The sequence below is a fragment of the Pantoea sp. Mhis genome (assembly GCF_009830015.1).
In genome coordinates, this window is the sequence record NZ_SZZX01000001.1 from 159369 (window position 1) to 178044 (window position 18676).

Sequence of the window (18676 nt, forward strand, 5' to 3'; positions counted from 1 at the left end):
TTATATAGATAATATAGTATTTTATATAAAACACATATTAATGGTATGAGTATACAAATTTAAATTATAATATCAGATAAATTAACAATTAATAATGTATGTAATATAAAAATTGGAGAAAATTTAAGGATAGTGCATTATAATTAGATAATATCTATAAAATAACTATAAAAAATCCGATGGATTAAAATCAATAATACTACAATGTATTAAATTTTCATAATCTATGCATATCACATGTGAGATTTTTTAAAAATCACAAAAAATTAAATTGTTCTTCTATAAAAATTAGATAATTTTATATATTAAATAATAAATATTTGCAATGATATAAATAAATTAAATACAAAACAATTAAATATATGCAGTCAAATAAGTAAGTTTATATTTATTCTAAAAATATTTCTAAATAAATATATCTGAATTATATATAAGTAATTAAAATTATATTTTTATCTATCAAATTCTAATTTGATACCATATAAATTTCATTATTAATATCAATATATGATGGATTATGAGTGATAAGATTATTAATTATTTAAATAGTTAAATCGAGCATTGACTATCTAACAGTACAATCTACTTATTTAAGCAAAATGCTAGAAAAATACCTTAACTAACTATTTATGTTATATTAAGTACTAATAATTTTCTCATAAATGACATTTGTAATATTTTCATTAATTTAGACATACATTGATTTTTAAAATCATAAAAGATTTAATAAAATAAAATATAAATATAAATATATAAACTTATTTATCTTGCAAATAAATATATATTAGCTGTAGCTTTAATGTAATTAATAATAAATATTATATAATATATACAAATAAATAATTAATTTTAATCTATGAAAGATTTTTTAAAATTAATGTTTGATATATACATAAGCATTATTACTATAAAATTTATATTTTTTATAAAATGTATACTTATACTAATTGAGTTAAATTAATAGAATGTAAAATAATTATTTTTTTAAAAGGTTTTTAAAATACTCATAAAATTTACTAACTAAATTATATAAATTTACTTGATATTAATAATCAAACTACTTAATAATTTAATTAATGAAATTATTAATGTCATACACATCGAATATTAATAGCATTTAATTATACCGTTATGTTAATTATCATAACAAAATATTAATATTTTATAAAAATATAAAATATCAAAATTTATTAATATTAATTTTATTAAAAGTTATTTGTGTATAAGCTAGCTAAATGAATAGTTTTCATATATAATTGATTGATTAATTACTCACCAAAATAATAAATATTTGCTATACAATTTCTTTGCTTTAATTAAAGCTACTTATTGAGATAATTTAGTATCAAAAATACTGATGTACAAAAATGATTTAAATATGTTTAGTTACAATTAAAAATATATCTTTTTATTTAATATATATAAAATATAAAAAATTTGAAACTGTATTTAAATACACTTGTTGAATACTTAATAAGTATTTAGAATAATTAAAATTATAATAACATTGAATATTGACATAGTTGATAACTTCATGATTTAAATCATTGATTACGATATCATTAAAGCCAATTTAATAAAATACTTCTCTAAGTATCAATTAAAAATTGATATCAATTTGTAGATAAATTCAATTTAATAAATAAAAAGTTTATCTATATAATATTCATTTATTTTTCTTAAATTATCTTAATTATTTCAACTTATTACATTGTAAATTAAATATGTATTTATCTACAATACTAAAAGTTATTTATAAGTTTCTTCTTACGAAGAAGATTTTATAACATATTAAAAATAAAATTCCATTTTTATTTTGTTCTAATATTTTTATTAAAACATAACAAATTAATAAATATATTCAATAATTTGTAGTTAAATAATGTAAGTTTAATGAATTTTTTATAATCAAAATATAAAGTATTTATGTTTAACATTTTTAAGAAAAAATAATATTCAATATATATTTGAGATTATTTTAATTTTTATAAAAATTAAAAAATTATTTTACCTATTTAATTTATCTATAGATTTTATATGAAATTTTACCAATATAGTAAAATGGGATCTCTTTTAATCTGTGTGAAATCTATAGTGTTAGTTTCTAATCTATTCTAATGTTACCTAATATATTTTTTAATGCTCTAATGCTCTTAGATATATTCCTATCAGTTCAAAATTCATGGTTTCATTATACAATAATGTATATCGATTTTTGTTCGTCCATGATTTCTTTAAGGAGTCATTGATGGAATTACTTTTTTATCCCCCAATTTGGGCTGGATTCTTTACATTAATTGTGTTGGAGATAATTCTAGGTATTGATAATTTAGTTTTTATTGCAATTATTACAGATAAATTAATAGCAAAACAACAATATAAAGCACGTTTAATTGGACTATCGTTTGCTTTAGTTATGCGTGTAGGTTTATTATCATTAATGTCTTGGATAGTAACACTTAGACAACCTTTATTTAAGGTAGGAAATTTCAGCTGTTCTGGGAGAGACTTAATTCTTTTAATTGGTGGTATATTTTTATTATTTAAAGCTATTACTGAATTACATGAACGTTTAGAAAATCACGATATTGAACATCATAGAAATAAAAATTGTTCTAATTTTTGGTTAGTGGTAATACAAATTATAGTATTAGATGCTATCTTTTCACTAGATGCAATAATTACTGCTGTAGGTATGGTGAACCAACTACCCATTATGATAGCTGCAGTAGTAATAGCTATGAGCATTATGCTATTAGCTTCTAATTCATTAACACAATTTATTAATTCACATCCAACAGTAGTAGTGTTGTGTTTAAGTTTTTTATTAATGATTGGTTTATCTCTAATAGCAGAAGGTTTGGGTTTTAATGTTCCAAAAGGATATCTTTATGCTTCTATTGGTTTCTCAATTATTATTGAATTATTTAATCAAATTGCTCGACGTAATTTTCTTCGTCAGCAGGCCAGACGTCCAATGCGTGAACGTACTGCTGAGGTGATTTTACGATTAATGGATGGATGTCAACGTAATCATTCAATAAGTACTAAAGATTCAATGTTAATCAAAATGTTTCCAAAAGAAACATTTAAACATGATGAAAGAGATATAATTAATGGTGTAGTTACATTATCACAACTTTCAATTAATAGCATTATGACTCCGCGTGATAATATAGTTTGGATTAATGCTTCAAAATCAGTCGACGAAATCAAAATACAATTATTAAATACATCTTATAATTTTTTGCCTGTATGTTGTGATACCTTAGATAATATAATAGGTGTAGTACAAGCTAAAAATCTATTGATTGCAGTAGAAGATGGCTTTAATATAATGCAATTCGCAGCTAAATCACCTGCTGTTATGGTACCAGAAACTCTAGATTCAATCATGTTACTTAGCATATTACGTAATGCTAAAGTGAATTTAATTATTGTAAATAACGATGTTGGTTTAATAAGAGGATTAATTAGTCCATCAGATGTATTAAAAGCAATTATTGGTAAATTTGATCATATTAACAATACTACATAGATTTAATAAGTGGATTAATAAAAATTTTTGTAACTTTTTTAGAAAAATACATTTACAGTTAAAGTAAAATTTTAAATAAATCATATGATAATAAATTATATTTTTATATAACTAACATTAATAGTTAATCATTTTATAATGTATTAATTAATATAGATTAATAAACTTGTAAAATATGATCGTTTAGATCTTAAAATTAATTAAGTTATTAAAATCAAAGTTAATTTATTAAATATTTAGTATTTTCTTTTTTGAAACTGATAAATTATAGAATCATTTAAGCCTAGATGATCTTTATGACACAATATAAGCATCTTAATTAAATAAGATGTTCTAATTTAATTATTTAGTAAAGATATTTACAAAATATTTTATTATATATGTATTCTTGTAATTGTCTTTTTATATAACATCTATTTGTTTTAAAGAAAAAATTAATGTAGATATACATAAATAATTATATTTATTATTCTCTAATTAAGATTATTTATCTTAATGGTTAAATTTATACATAAATTATTATATATTAATTAATTAAATTAATACCTTCATTTTATAGAGGATTTTATATTTATATAAGTATCTCTCTAAGAGATAAGGTTATTACATGAATATCTTATATCTTAATGATTATCTTTAATAAGATATTTTAAAAATTAAATTCTTCTATTAAATCATTATTTAAAATAATGATTTAATAGATTTATATTAATTTATAATATGTAAATTTTAAAAAAATATTTAATTTAATAAATAATTACTTAATTTTAAGATTATATAATTAATAAATGTAATAAATTATATTGTTATATTAAATTTATGTTACCTCTGATAGGTTGTATTATCGATACTAAATATTATTTATAAATTATGTAGTAGCTATTATTTTAAAAAATATTTAAATTTGATTTACTTGATTATCTAATTATTAATTAGAACAGCACTTGATTACTTAATAAGTATATCTTTTAACTAAATAATCATTATGAGATTATTATGTCTATTAGAATTCTAGCATTAAATACAACAATGGATAGTTGTTCTGTAGCATTACTTAATAATACACATATTAGTATTAGATTTAAGATAATGTCATGTAGTCATAAACGTAGTGTTTTAGCATTAATACAAGATTTATTATATGAACAAAAAATAAAATTAAGTTGTTTAGATTTAATAGCGTATAATCGTGGTCCAGGTAGTTTTAATGGAATAAGATTTGGATTCTGTATTGCGCAAGGGCTTGCTTTTGGTGCAAATTTACCAATGACGGGCATTTCATCATTGCTTATTATAGCACAAAAAGCTTGGTGTCAAACTGGAATTACGCAAATTTTAGTAGCTATAGATGCACGTATAGGAGAAATTTATTGGGCTGAATATAGACGAGATGATAAAACAGGAAAATGGTTAGGTATAGAAACAGAAAGTTTAATTTCTTTAGAGATAGCACTAAAACGTATTGCTACTTTATACGGAAGATGGGCTATTGCTGGTTCTGCTTGGCAAGCATATCCTAGTTTATTAATACCATCCAATGTTCAATTTTTGAATAGTAATGTATTAAATTCAGTTGCCGAAGACATGTTATCGCTAGCTTCTGATTCATGGCAAAATAATAACATTACGCAAGTAGATTATGCGGATTTGACTTATTTACATAAGGATATAGAGTGGAAAAAATTACCCGGACGTTAACTAACATTTATAAATTAGTTGTATTTATGATTAATTTATAATTAAATTACTTTTAGTAAACATTTGATTAAATGTAATATACAATAAAATATATTATTTAATATATTAAAGTGATAAATTATATCATATTGCTGTTTGAAAGATCTTTTACTTCTAATAAAGCAATATTTAATTCTAATATTGAAATATTATCTTGTTTGTGTTCAAGTTGAACTGTTACCATTTCTGGATTAATTTTTACGTATTTACAAATTACTTTAAGAATATCACGTTTAAGTTGAGGTAAATAATGAGGTTCATTTCTTGCTTTTCTATGTTCAGCTACAATAATTTGGAGCCTTTCTTTTGCAATATTAGCTGTGTTTTTTTTATGAGATAAAAAAAATTTTAGTAATGCCATAAAATTAACCTCCAAACAATCTTTTAATAAAGCCTTTTTTTTCTTCCTCTATAAAACGGAATGGAAGTTCTTTTCCAAGCAGACGTTCTACAGTATCAAAATATGCTTTACCAGCATCAGAATTAGTATCGAGAATAACAGGTTCGCCTTGATTTGATGAACGTAACACAGATTGATCTTCTGGAATAACACCCAATAATGGAATACGTAAAATTCCTAATACATCTTCCATGCTTAACATATCTCCACGAGTGACGCGATTAGGATTATAACGAGTTAGTAATAAATATTCTTTGATTGGTGTTTTACCATTTTCTGCCCGATAAGATTTAGATGAAATAATCCCTAAAATACGGTCAGAATCATGTACTGAAGAAACTTCTGGATTAGTTATAATAATTGCTTCATCAGCGAAATATAATGCCATTAACGCACCAGCTTCAATGCCTGCTGGTGAATCGCAAATGATAAAATCAAAATCATTTTCTTCCAGTTCTTGAATTACTTTTTCAACTCCTTTGCGAGTTAAAGCGTCTTTATTACGAGTTTGTGATGCAGGAAGAATGTAAAGTTGTTCAGTATGTTTATCTCGGATAAGTGCTTGATTTAATGTAGCATCACCTTGAATGACATTTATAAAATCGTATACAACACGACGTTCGCAACCCATTACTAAATCAAGATTTCTTAATCCAATATCGAAATCGATTACTGCAGTCCTTTTATTATTTTGTGCTAGTCCTGTAGCTATAGCTGCGCTTGATGTGGTCTTACCAACACCTCCTTTACCTGATGTTACTACAATAATACGTGACATAAAAATTAATTTCCTTAATAAAAAGAAAAGTTTACTAATTAAGCGCTTGTATGTTAAGCATACCTTTTTTTAGGTATAAACATGCCGCTTTACCAAGAAATTCTTCTGGAATTTGATCCATAATCCAATATTTACCAGCAATAGATAACAAAGCAGCAAAAAGATTTGTACAAAAGATCTGAGATTTTATATCTCCGGTAGCTCCAGCTAATGCACGTCCTTTCATGATTCCGTAAATATGAATATTACCATCAGCTACTAATTCCGCACCAGCACTAACATTATTAGTAACTACTAGATCGGTATTGCGAGCGTAAATTTGTTGCCCTGAACGCACAAGCTCATTAAAGATAACAGTTTTATTGTTATTTTTAGTAAAGGGAATTTTATTTTTTTTTGTAATTTCTATATTAATATTTTCCCATTTATTTATTTCTTTTCCTTCAGATAATACTGGTAATCCCATACAACTAATTATTTTTTTTAAAAATTCATTTTTACAACCGCTAACACCAATAATACGCAAACCTGTTGCATTAACAGCTGTTTGTATTTGTTTCCAATTAATATTTTGTTGTAATCTAGATATGTTGATGATAACAGGTGCATGATGTAAAAATTCTGGGGCTTGATTGATCTTATCCTGTAGTGCCTGACGTATTACTTCAGGTTGCGGATGGTTTAAATAAATAACTGATAGTGTAAAATTACTCCCTTTGAATTCAATTGGAGATTGCGGTATCTTTCCCATCTTATTCCTATATTTATGATCTTTTAATTAATATTTATTAACATCAAACGTTGAATATAAAATTCTATTAACATATTATAGTTATCAATATTAATAAATCATTAAATCATTAATTATTTTAGGATCAAAATATATTTTTTTATTTTTTATAGAAGAGGTGTAAACGTAATTAAATTTATCTTGTGATTAAAATCAAAATGATTCAAAAGTTTCTAAGAAAATTTTGAATCATTTTAACATGTCACAATTAATAATGATATTATCAGCATTTAAGTATTAATAAAATATTAATGCTAATACACATTCTTTATAGAATTAAGGATATTTTATGTTTATTCAATTAATAAATATTATCTATTATAAATAATTTATTAGAATAATAAGTTTACTATTTATTATTTAATGTAGATTATTCGTTAATATTTTATTATTATATCAAATAAATAATTCATATCTTGGTAAATGATTTATATCATTGTAAACTATAACTTATATACATATATAACCCATTGTAATTTATATAGTTACATATAATTATATATAAATTAATATTTAAATCCAGATATAAATCTTAATACTCATTTAATTTGAATTAAACATTTATGGTTTTCTTTTATTAATTTAATTATAATAATACATATATTATTGTATAAGTTTGTTATTATTCATTGTTTAAATCATTCGGTATTATTAACGATACGTACGCCAATTTTCATAATTTGATTATTTTCTTTTTCGGCAATTGTCCAAATAAGTTGATTTAATTCTACTTGATCACCTACTACTGGATTATTTCCTAATACACTTATCATCAATTGATTTAATGACTGTTGATCATCAGTATTTTTATCCAATTCAAGGCCATAAATTTGTGCAACATCACGTAAACAAGTATTTGCATCAAGAATAAAATCACCAAAAAAACTTTGATCTAGTGATATTGATGGAGATTGACTAAACATTTTACCCAAAGCTGGTAAATCTCGTTCTCGTCCGATAACACATAAAACATCACCTTCTTTTAATCGAGTATGACTATTCGTATGTATTAAGGTATTTTCTCGAAATAATGCAGCAATACGTGTTTCTTTGGGCATTTGTAGATCACGTAGCGCAGCATCAATACACCATTTATCGGCATTTAATTGATATATAAATTGTTCCCATGGATTTTCTGGATGGATATCTAATCCAACTCTACTAATTGGTGAAGCTGTAGGAGGTACTATAACTTTAGCTTTTTGTGCTGCATAACTGAGCGACATTCCTTGCAACATCAAGGATACCAGTACTACAAAAAAAGCAATATTAAAATAGAGTTTAGCATTTTCTAATCCTGCCATCATTGGGAATACAGCAAGAATAATAGGTACTGCACCACGCAAACCTACCCAACTTATAAAGATTCGTTCACGATTAGTAAAACTTTTGAATGGTAATAAACTTATAATAATTGATATAGGCCTTGCTATTAAAATTAACCATAAAGATAAGATCATCGCTGGAACAGCAATATACCATAATTCTGATGGATTTATTAATAATCCTAAAACAATAAACATTCCAATTTGACTTAACCAAGCCATTCCATCAAAAGTCTGCAAAATTCCATATCGGTTCCTAATAGGACTATTGCCTAATAAAAAACCACAGAGATATACTGCTAAAATACCACTACCTTCCATTATCGTTGTTAAAGCAAAAATAATAATTCCACCGCTTAAAGCTAATAAAGGATATAAACCTTGTGCTAAATTAATTCGATTAATTAATTGCTGTAATGCCCAACCACCACTTAATCCTAAAATAATGCCGAGACCAAATTGTTGTAATAAATGTTCGATAAATATCCAACTTAATTTTGTTTTTCCTTTTTGAATCATATCTATTAAAGTAATAGTTAAAAAAACAGCAGTTGGATCATTACTGCCTGATTCAATCTCTAATGTTGAACTTACGCGTTCATTTAATCCTTTATTGCCTAATAAAGAAAATACAGCTGCTGCATCGGTTGAACCAATAATAGCTCCGATTAAAAAACCTTGAATTAAATCAATTTTAAATATCCAAGAGGCTATTATTCCTGTTAAACCTGCAGTAATTAATACACCGATAGTAGCCATTGATAATGCTGGTCCTAATGCTACTTTAAAAGAACTAGCTTTAGTGCGTATTCCTCCATCGAGTAAAATTATAGCTAGAGCAAGATTTGAAACTAAATAAGCTATAGGATAATTATCGAAAGCAATACCACCAATACCATCAATACCTATTAACATACCTAATGCGAGGAAAATAACTAAAATTGGAATGCCAAGACGCGAGGATAAAGAACTCAGCAAAATACTTGCTGCAACTAATGTAGAACCCATAATTAACAAACTATAAATCAAGCTGACATTCAATGATATTCTCCTATTACAGTCACATAAAATTTTTAAAAATTAATCAAATATTAATAAAAAATATGTGATTTTAATAGTTTAATAATAATTAAATACATATATAAATATAAGCTTGAATTATGTGATCTAAATATTCAGATATACTTGGTATATTTGAGTTTATTCCAAACTATTAAAATATCAACATTAAAAAATTCGGTCATTAGCAAAAATTTTAAATTTGATATTTTATATGTTATTACATATAAATATTTTTATATAAAATATTTAATGGAAATAATATATATATTTTTTAAATATCCATTACTAGTTAATAAATATATTTATACATATAAATATATTTAAATTTAAAATTTGATAATTGTTATCATAAAACAATCTTTTAAAATAAAATCTTGTTAATAAAATTGATATGTTTATAAAAAAGCTACTTATAATATAATAAATATTAAACATATTTGTTATATATGTACTTTATGAATATAAGTTTAAAGTTTTTATCATTGATATAAATAACTTTTAATTTATATATTTAAATTAAAAGTTTTAAAAAACATTTACTGAAAAAAATTAATATTATTTTAAATTTTATTATTATTATTGAGTTAATGATTTATTTATCATAAATAAAATTTAAAGTTTTTCATAGAAAACTCATATTGTTTTAAACATAAATTAAATTACATATACTATATGTATAAATTTTAACAGATATTTCATAAATTCAACGTTATTGAGTTAAACATTAAACAATCTTTAATGTGATATAATGTAATTTATCGATCAGCAATAAACTCAATTAAATCTAACACTTTATGTGAATAACCAGTTTCATTATCATACCACGAAACTAATTTAACAAAATTTTCATTTAACGCAATACCTGCATGAGAATCAAATACTGAAGTTAAAGTTTCACCATTAAAATCAGTAGAAACAACATTTTCGTCAATATATCCAATTACATCTTTCATTTCATTTTGAGATGAATATTTAATTTCTTCACAAATTTCTTTATAAGAAGCTGATTTTTCTAAATGTATGGTTAAATCTACAACAGATACATTTGAGATTGGAATACGAAATGCCATTCCTGTTAATTTATTAGTTAATTCTGGCAACACTTTACCAACAGCTTTAGCTGCCCCTGTAGAGGAAGGAATGATATTTTGAAATACACTACGTCCTCCTCGCCAATCTTTTTGAGATATACCATCTACGGTTTTTTGAGTTGCAGTAGCGGCATGTATAGTAGTCATTAGTCCTTCGATAATACCGAACTTGTCATTGATAACTTTGGCTAAAGGAGCTAAACAGTTAGTAGTACAAGAAGCATTAGATACAATATCTTGACCTATATATTTATCAAAATTAGCACCACGAACAAACATTGGTGTGTTATCTTGAGAAGGAGCTGTTATAACTACTTTTTTAGCTCCAGCAGTGATATGTCCGCGAGCTGTTTTATCAGTAAGAAACATACCTGTTGCTTCAGCAACAATATCAACTTCTGCATCTTCCCATTTTATTTTGATTGGTTCTTTTTCTGAAGTAATGCGTATATTTTGACCATTCACAACTAAGATACCATCTGCTGATTCTATTCTTCCGTTAAAACGACCATGGTTTGAATCATATTTCAACATATATGCCATATAATCAGGACTCAATAAATCATTAATTGCAACTATTTGCACATTAGAACGCTGCTGTGCTGCTCGAAAAATCATTCGTCCAATACGGCCAAAACCGTTAATACCTATTTTAATAGTCATACAATACCATTTATAATAATTGATATTAATCATTAAATTATATACTTATGTTAAATATAAATTTAAACATTTTATATAATTCGAATATGTTAATAATTTGATCTTAGTACTTATATAATTTATACATTATAGTTATAAGAATTTACTTAAATTATAGTTCATTTTTTAAGAGATACTTAAAATAATAATTTTTTTAATTTAATAAGTTAATAATATTTATTATGTATTATTTATTTATATATATCAAAAGAAATAATTAAAATTTATTAAATATAATAACTACTATACTTAATTTTAATACTAACAAACAATAATTAACTATGTTATATCAACATATAAATTTAATTATAATTATCTTTTAAGTAAAGTATTTAAATAAATGACTTTATGTTATTATTATATTTATTTTTTATAAATATAATAATAACATATAAAATTGACAAGAAAATTGTGTCTATTCTTAAACATATATATATATATTTAATATATTAATTTTACCATTCACTTAAATATTAATTTAATTATAATCTTAAAACATTATAGTAATAAAATTTATTTTAAATAAATTAAAAACCATTTTTTAAAATAAATTTTAATATATATATATATTAAATAATTATATTGATATTTTACTTAAATAAACTTTAAAGTTACTTAACTTAAATATAAGATTTAATTTTAAATATATGATTTATGTTTAAAAATTTTAAATATTAAATACATGTGTATTTAATATTTTTGCTTAAAAACGTTTAATATCGTTTACTTATTAAGATAAATATCTTGAAGTAAATAAATTTACTATCTAATTTTAAAAGTAGAATTATTAATATATATTTACATTATAAAAAATAAAAAAGAGAATAAATATCTTTAAAATTGAATCATATATAGTTACTAACTTATTTAATAAAAATATTAAAATTGTTTATCTACTTACGTTATTAACGTAACAGTTAAAATTTATTGCTTATTAAGCATCTTACATATTTATTTAAAAATAATCAATATATTAAGTTTTATTAACAAATTTAATTAAGATTAAATAATAAGATTTTATAATCTTTATAACAAGAGTATAGTTAAAAACACTATAAGTTTTTTTAAAATATTGAAAATTATATTTCAGTTCATTTGACTTATGTTTTTAATAGACTAAAAACATAGTTACATTCTAATAGCATACCAATAAACACAGATACCTCTATATAAAAGCTTTGTTTAATACCGAGCGGTATATTTACTTTAATATGGAATGTTAAGGAGTAATTTAAATTATCTATTAAAAAAGAGGTAATTAATGTCTACTCATAAATCAAAATTAAAAAAAGCTATAATACCGGTTGCTGGGTTAGGTACACGCATGCTTCCTGCAACTAAAGCAATTCCAAAAGAAATGTTACCTTTAGTTGATAAACCATTAATTCAATACGTTGTAAATGAATGTATTGCTGCTGGTATTAATGAAATTATATTAGTTATGCATTCTTCGAAAAATTCTATAGAGAATCATTTTGATACTAGTTTTGAGCTAGAAGCTATGTTAGAAAAACGTGTAAAACGCCAATTACTAGATGAAATTCAATCTATTTGTCCGGCACATGTCACCATAATGCAAGTGCGTCAAGGAATTGCCAAAGGTTTAGGACATGCTGTAATGTGCGCTCATCCACTTGTTGGTAATGATCCTGTAGCGGTTATTTTACCTGATGTTATTATTGATGAGTATACTTCTGATTTAACAAAAGACAATTTAGCAGAAATGATATTCCGTTATAAGGAAAATGGATATAGTCAAATAATGGTAAAACCAGTAGTCGATGTAACAGAATACGGTATTATTGATTGTCAAAGTATGAATTTAAAACCAGGCGAAAGTACACCAATGTTTGGTATAATTGAAAAACCAAAAGCTTCTGAAGCACCATCTAATTTAGCAGTAGTAGGACGCTACGTTTTATCTTCAGATATTTGGTCCTTTTTAGCACAAACATGTCCAGGCAATAATGGAGAAATTCAACTAACTGATTCTATTGCAATGATGATGCAAAAAGTAATAGTTGAAGCTTATTATTTAAAAGGCATAAGCCATGATTGTGGTAATAAAATAGGTTATATGAAAGCATTTGTTGAATATGGAATTCATCATCCGATATTAGGAACAGATTTTTATCAATGGCTTAATTATAGTATTATCAACAATAATAAAGATTAATTATAAATTATAGGATAATTAAATAAAAGTTACTATATTTGGTCTAGGTCATGTTGGTTTAGTTCAAGCTACCGTATTAACGGAAATTGGTCATAATGTACTTTGCATTGATATTGACAAAACAAATTGAAAATTTAAAAAAAGTATCCTTTCATTTTTTGAACCGGGTTTATTATCATTGATAATATCGAATTATAAAAATAGTCGACTTAAATTTAGCATGGATGCTGAAGAAGGAGTAAACCATAGTTCAATACAATGTATAACTGTAAGTACTCCATCAAATGATGATGGTTCTTCTAATTTATAATATGTTAATACAGTTACTTGTACTATTACTCAATATATGAATGATTATAAAATAATTATCAATAAATCAACAGTACCAGTAGGTACTGCGTATAATATTCGTGAATTAATGATTAAAATTTCAAAAAAACGTTATATAAATGTATTATTTGATATAGTTTCAAATCCATAGTTTTTAAAAGAGGGAACAGCATTAAACGATTTTATGCGTCCTGAACGTATAATCATTGGTATAGGTAACAGTGAAGTTCTAAAATCAATATGTGAATTATATGAGCCTTTCAATAGAAATCATGAGGGTATGATTTTAAGGGATATTCGTAGTGCTGAATTCACTAAATATGCTGCTAATTGCATGTTAGCTATTAAAATCAGTTTAATGAATGAACTTGCAAATTTAGCAGAATATCTAAGCGTGGATATTGAACAAGTAAGCCGAGGAATTGGTGCAGATTCACGTATTGGTTATGATTTTATTTATCCTGGATGTGGTTATTGAGGTTCTTGTTTACCAAAAGATATCAAATCATTAATTAATATTGGAAAATTAATTGATTATAAATCTCATCTGTTACAAGCAGTAGAAAATATTAATAATTTTCAAAAAAAACTTATTCACTTTATAAAGCATTATTTTGGCAACAATCTATATAATAAGACATTTGCTGTATGGAGATTATCTTTTAAACCTAATACCAATGATATGTGTGAAGCATCTAGCGGCGTGCTTATAGAATCTTTATGTAAAGAAGGTGTAAAAATTCAAGCATTTAATTCTAAAGCAATGAAAGAAGCTGAACGTATTTACGGTAATCATAATAATTTAAAGTTCATGAATACAAAAGAAGAAACATTAATCCATGCAGATGGTCTAGTAATTTGTACTGAATGGCAAAATTTTCATACTCCAAATTTTAAAACTATTAAAAATATATTAAAACAACCTGTAATTTTTGATGGTCGTAATTTATATGATCCAAAAAAAATGAATGAATATGGTTTTGTTTATTATGCTATCGGTCGAGGAATATCGATTCATGCTAGATAACAAGAGAGAAATGATATGAATTTTTTAGTTACAGGAATTGCAGGTTTTATTGGATTTCATGTAAGCAAACCCTTACTTGCTGATGGTCATCATGTTGTAGGCATAGATAACTTAAATAATTATTATTCAGTTAATTTAAAGAAAGATAGATTAGACGAAATTTTGCAAAATTCTAATTTTATTTTTATAAAATTAGAATTGCTGGATAAATAAGCTATTTTAAATGTATTCTTAAAATATTAATTTGAACGTGTTATTCATTTAGGTGCACAAACAGGTATTCGTTATTCAATTAATAATCCATATTCGTATGCTCATATTAATTTAATTGATTATTTTAATATTCTTGAAGCATGTAGAATTCATAAAGTTTGCCATTTTTTTATGCTTCTTCTAGCTCAGTATATGGTCTAGATAAAAAAAATACCTTTTTCAGTAAATGATTCAATAAATCATCCTATTTCATTTTATGCAGCCATAAAAAAAACTAATGAATTAATGGCACATGCGTATTTTCATTCATATCAATTACCTACTACTGGATTACGTTTTTTACAGTCTATGGACCATGGGGTCGACCAGATATGGCTTCATTTAAATTCACTAAAAATATTTTAGAAGGTAAAAAAATCGATGTTTATAACAATGGTTAAATGAAACGAGATTTCATCTACATAGATGATATTATTGAAGTAATAATGCGTTTAAAAGATATGATACCTAAATATAACCAACAATAGATATCAGCAGAAAGTGAATTAGCAGTAAATAATTCTATGTATTATCGGATATATAATATAGGTAATGGTCATTCAGTTAGTTTGATGACTTATATTAAAGCTTTAGAAAAAGCATTCGGAATTAAAGCAAACAAAAACATGCTACCTTTACAATCTGGGGATATATAAGAAACTTGTGCAGATATAAAAAATTTATATAAAACTATTCATTTTTATTCACATAAATCTATTGATTTTGGAGTACAATAATTTGTTGATTGGTATCGTATGTATTATTATAAGTAATATAAAATAACAAAGATTACAATAATTCATTAATAATGATTTAAAAATTTCATTTAAACTCTATGCTTTTTATAAAAAAATATTTTCTCTTTTTTTATAAAAAAGGACTAAAAAAATAAGATAAACGTTCAATAACGCGCTTCCACCAAGCACGATTCTCCCAATAAGTAATATCAAGTAGACGTGAGTTAGAAATGTAGTTATTTTGTATGCACGCTAGTTCATTACCAAAATCACTACCATCAACAACTAATGTAATTTCAAAATTAAGCCATAAACTACGCATATCAAGATTTACAGTACCTACTAAACTAAGTTGTTTATCTACCAATACACTTTTGGTATGTAATAATCCATTTTCAAATTGATAAATTTTTACACCGGCTTCTAATAATTCACTAAAAAAAGCACGACTAGCCCAATCTACTAATATAGAATCATTATAAAGTGGTAAAATAATATTAACTTCAACACCGCGTTGAGCGGCTATACAAATAGCGTACAACAAATCATCACTAGGTACAAAATAAGGTGTAGTCATGATCAACTGTTCTCGCGCAGAGTAAATAGCAGTGAGTAAAGCTGAATGTATGATTTCTTCTGAAAATCCTGGACCTGAAGCTATAACTTGAATGGTATGATTATTTTCTTGTTTAAGGTTAATAATATTATTATCTAGAGGTGCAGGTAAAATCCGTTGTCCTGTTTCAAGTTCCCAATCACAAGCATAAATAGTACCAATTGTTGTTGCAACTGGTCCTTTCATACGTACCATTAAATCAATCCATTGACCAATTCCTACATTTTTTTTAAAAAATCGAGGATCAATTAAATTCATGCTTCCTGTATAAGCAATACAATTATCTATAATTACTACTTTACGATGTTGACGTAAATCCATACGTCGAAAAAACATACGTAATAAATTTACTTGTAAAGCTTCAACTATATGAATACCAGCACGACGCATTTTATCAACCCAAGGACTGCGAAAAAAAGTAATACTACCTGCAGAATCAAGCATTAAACGACAATGTACACCTTTACGTGCTGCTGTCATTAAAGATTCTGCTACTTCATCTGCTAATCCTCCTGGTTGCCATATATAAAATAACATTTCTATATTATGACGTGCTAATTGAATATCATTAATTAATGTACGAATAACACTATTAGTATCTGTAATTAGCTGTAATTGATTTCCTTTTACACCTGGTATACCTTGTCGATATCTACATAAATCAAATAAAGATTGTGCAACATTACTATGTTTTGTAGTATAAATTTGATTATATTGGTTAAAATTTTTTAACCATTTATTGGTATATGGCCACATATTACGTGCACGTTCGACACGGCGCTTACCTAAATATAATTCACCAAATGACAAATAGGCAATTATTCCTAATAAAGGAAGAATATAAATTATAAGTAACCAAGCCATTGCAGAATTAACTGCTCTTCGTTTTATTAAAATCCTTAATGTGATAATTGCAATTAGTAACCAATATCCAAGAAGTAATATCCAATTGATACATTTATAAAATGTGGTCATTAAATAAAAATCCCATTAATATTTAGTATGAAAATATATAATATTATATAATCTACTATTCTTTAGTAGTACTTTAATCATACCTATATTAATTATATAAAATATTATTTAGTAAAAACAAATATTTTCATGAATTCTAGTTCTTTTTAATAAGAATAGAATATTGTTATAATATCTATAATATTTTATTGTACTAAAAATATAAAATATAGAGTATAAAATTATTTTTAACATTATTATTTGTATGTGAATAATTTTATTAAGTGAATATACCTACTAAAATTATATATAATTTCAATGAATCAAATGAATATTTTGTCATAATAAGACAATTTATTAGATTTATAATAATTTCAAATCATATATATTTTATTTTTGATAAGTCTTAAGTTCAATAAATAAAATTAATTATCTTAATAAAATTACTACATTATATATGTAACATATTATTTAATAGCATATATTTATATAATAAATACTTTTAAATAAAGTTAGATTAAATAGCCTTCATAAGGCTCTATAAATATTTGAATTATTTAACTATATATCGCTATATAATTCATTATTTTAATGATATCTATCAAGTAAATTAATTCATTTCATATGAAAAACATTAAAAATTCAGGTAAAATTTTAGAAAAAATAATATTTATCACTATATCAATAGTACTTAAATTATATAATACAATATAATGTCTATATATATACAAAGAAAGATTTAATATCTTAAAGAAGAGAATAAATTTTTATTTATATGAATATTTTAATTTAAAATACTAAATATTAGCTATATTTATATAACTAAATATATTAATCATATTTATGATGATTTAATTATATGATTAATATATATTAAATGTGTAAATATTAAGAGATCAATATAATAACAACTTTATTTAAAAAATATATATTACTTAATAAACATAAATAGATAAGTTATATCTAAACATAACTTTTTAATTAGTATTAATATTTATTAATTCGATTGTTCTATTAATAATTTACGAACGTTACATTCATAATAATTATTTTATATAGATACTTTTTAATATATTTTCGTATAATAACTACAAATTTATTTAAATGAAATAAATAATATAAACATCTATATATTAGAACTAGATTATTATATTTATATCA

At 23.9% G+C, this 18676-nt stretch carries 10 protein-coding genes and 3 pseudogenes; 7 read left to right on the forward strand and 6 right to left on the reverse strand.

The window, feature by feature from the left end; genetic code table 11:
- Window positions 1-2248: 2248 nt before the first annotated feature.
- Window positions 2249-3532: pseudogene (locus tag FD727_RS00635) on the forward strand (CBS domain-containing protein); the annotation flags it as partial.
- Between the two features lie 1002 nt (window positions 3533-4534).
- Window positions 4535-5236, forward strand: a complete 702-nt coding sequence (gene tsaB / locus FD727_RS00640; RefSeq protein ID WP_159938241.1) for a tRNA (adenosine(37)-N6)-threonylcarbamoyltransferase complex dimerization subunit type 1 TsaB — start codon at window positions 4535-4537, stop codon at window positions 5234-5236.
- A gap of 118 nt (window positions 5237-5354) precedes the next feature.
- Here the strand turns inward: tsaB and minE are convergent, their stop codons facing one another.
- From minE to gap, 5 genes are all read right to left on the reverse strand, one after another.
- A complete protein-coding gene (gene minE / locus FD727_RS00645; protein WP_159938242.1) occupies window positions 5355-5636 on the reverse strand; it encodes a cell division topological specificity factor MinE in 282 nt (93 codons plus the stop codon).
- A 4-nt stretch (window positions 5637-5640) separates the two neighbouring features.
- Entirely contained in the window at window positions 5641-6453 is an 813-nt protein-coding gene (minD, locus tag FD727_RS00650; protein WP_159938243.1) for a septum site-determining protein MinD, read from the reverse strand.
- Window positions 6454-6487: 34 nt separating this feature from the next.
- The gene (gene minC, locus FD727_RS00655; RefSeq protein ID WP_159938279.1) at window positions 6488-7195 is read right to left on the reverse strand and encodes a septum site-determining protein MinC; all 708 of its coding nucleotides are present in this window, start codon (window positions 7193-7195) and stop codon (window positions 6488-6490) included.
- A 686-nt stretch (window positions 7196-7881) separates the two neighbouring features.
- The gene (locus FD727_RS00660; RefSeq protein WP_159938244.1) at window positions 7882-9609 is read right to left on the reverse strand and encodes a potassium/proton antiporter; all 1728 of its coding nucleotides are present in this window, start codon (window positions 9607-9609) and stop codon (window positions 7882-7884) included.
- Window positions 9610-10385: 776 nt separating this feature from the next.
- Window positions 10386-11384 carry a type I glyceraldehyde-3-phosphate dehydrogenase gene (gene gap, locus FD727_RS00665; protein ID WP_159938245.1) on the reverse strand — a complete coding sequence of 333 codons (999 nt, stop codon included), beginning with the start codon at window positions 11382-11384 and terminating at the stop codon, window positions 10386-10388.
- Between the two features lie 1300 nt (window positions 11385-12684).
- Here gap and galU point away from each other — a divergent pair.
- The 5 genes and pseudogenes from galU to FD727_RS00680 all read left to right on the forward strand — a co-directional run bounded on the left by galU (window position 12685) and on the right by FD727_RS00680 (window position 15945).
- Entirely contained in the window at window positions 12685-13599 is a 915-nt protein-coding gene (galU, locus tag FD727_RS00670; protein WP_159938246.1) for a UTP--glucose-1-phosphate uridylyltransferase GalU, read from the forward strand.
- 34 nt (window positions 13600-13633) lie between these two features.
- A pseudogene (locus tag FD727_RS04120) lies at window positions 13634-14080 on the forward strand (hypothetical protein).
- Between the two features lie 33 nt (window positions 14081-14113).
- Complete coding sequence (locus FD727_RS04125; RefSeq protein ID WP_370515948.1) at window positions 14114-14407, forward strand: hypothetical protein; 294 nt, start codon at window positions 14114-14116, stop codon at window positions 14405-14407.
- Window positions 14408-14530: 123 nt separating this feature from the next.
- Entirely contained in the window at window positions 14531-14956 is a 426-nt protein-coding gene (locus FD727_RS04130; protein ID WP_370515950.1) for a UDP binding domain-containing protein, read from the forward strand.
- A gap of 15 nt (window positions 14957-14971) precedes the next feature.
- A pseudogene (locus FD727_RS00680) lies at window positions 14972-15945 on the forward strand (NAD-dependent epimerase/dehydratase family protein).
- Between the two features lie 130 nt (window positions 15946-16075).
- Here the strand turns inward: FD727_RS00680 and cls are convergent.
- Window positions 16076-17536: a cardiolipin synthase gene (gene cls / locus FD727_RS00685; protein ID WP_159938247.1), complete on the reverse strand. Its 1461-nt coding sequence runs from the start codon at window positions 17534-17536 to the stop codon at window positions 16076-16078.
- Window positions 17537-18676: the final 1140 nt, after the last annotated feature.

Excerpts from the sequence above, each read along its gene's own strand:
- FD727_RS04125 (WP_370515948.1), top strand. The coding sequence starts at position 14,114 with ATGCGTCCTGAACGTATAATCATTGGTATAGGTAACAGTGAAGTTCTA.
- cls (WP_159938247.1), bottom strand. The coding sequence starts at position 17,536 with ATGACCACATTTTATAAATGTATCAATTGGATATTACTTCTTGGATAT.
- minE (WP_159938242.1), bottom strand. The coding sequence starts at position 5,636 with ATGGCATTACTAAAATTTTTTTTATCTCATAAAAAAAACACAGCTAAT.
- galU (WP_159938246.1), top strand. The coding sequence starts at position 12,685 with ATGTCTACTCATAAATCAAAATTAAAAAAAGCTATAATACCGGTTGCT.
- minD (WP_159938243.1), bottom strand. The coding sequence starts at position 6,453 with ATGTCACGTATTATTGTAGTAACATCAGGTAAAGGAGGTGTTGGTAAG.
- gap (WP_159938245.1), bottom strand. The coding sequence starts at position 11,384 with ATGACTATTAAAATAGGTATTAACGGTTTTGGCCGTATTGGACGAATG.
- tsaB (WP_159938241.1), top strand. The coding sequence starts at position 4,535 with ATGTCTATTAGAATTCTAGCATTAAATACAACAATGGATAGTTGTTCT.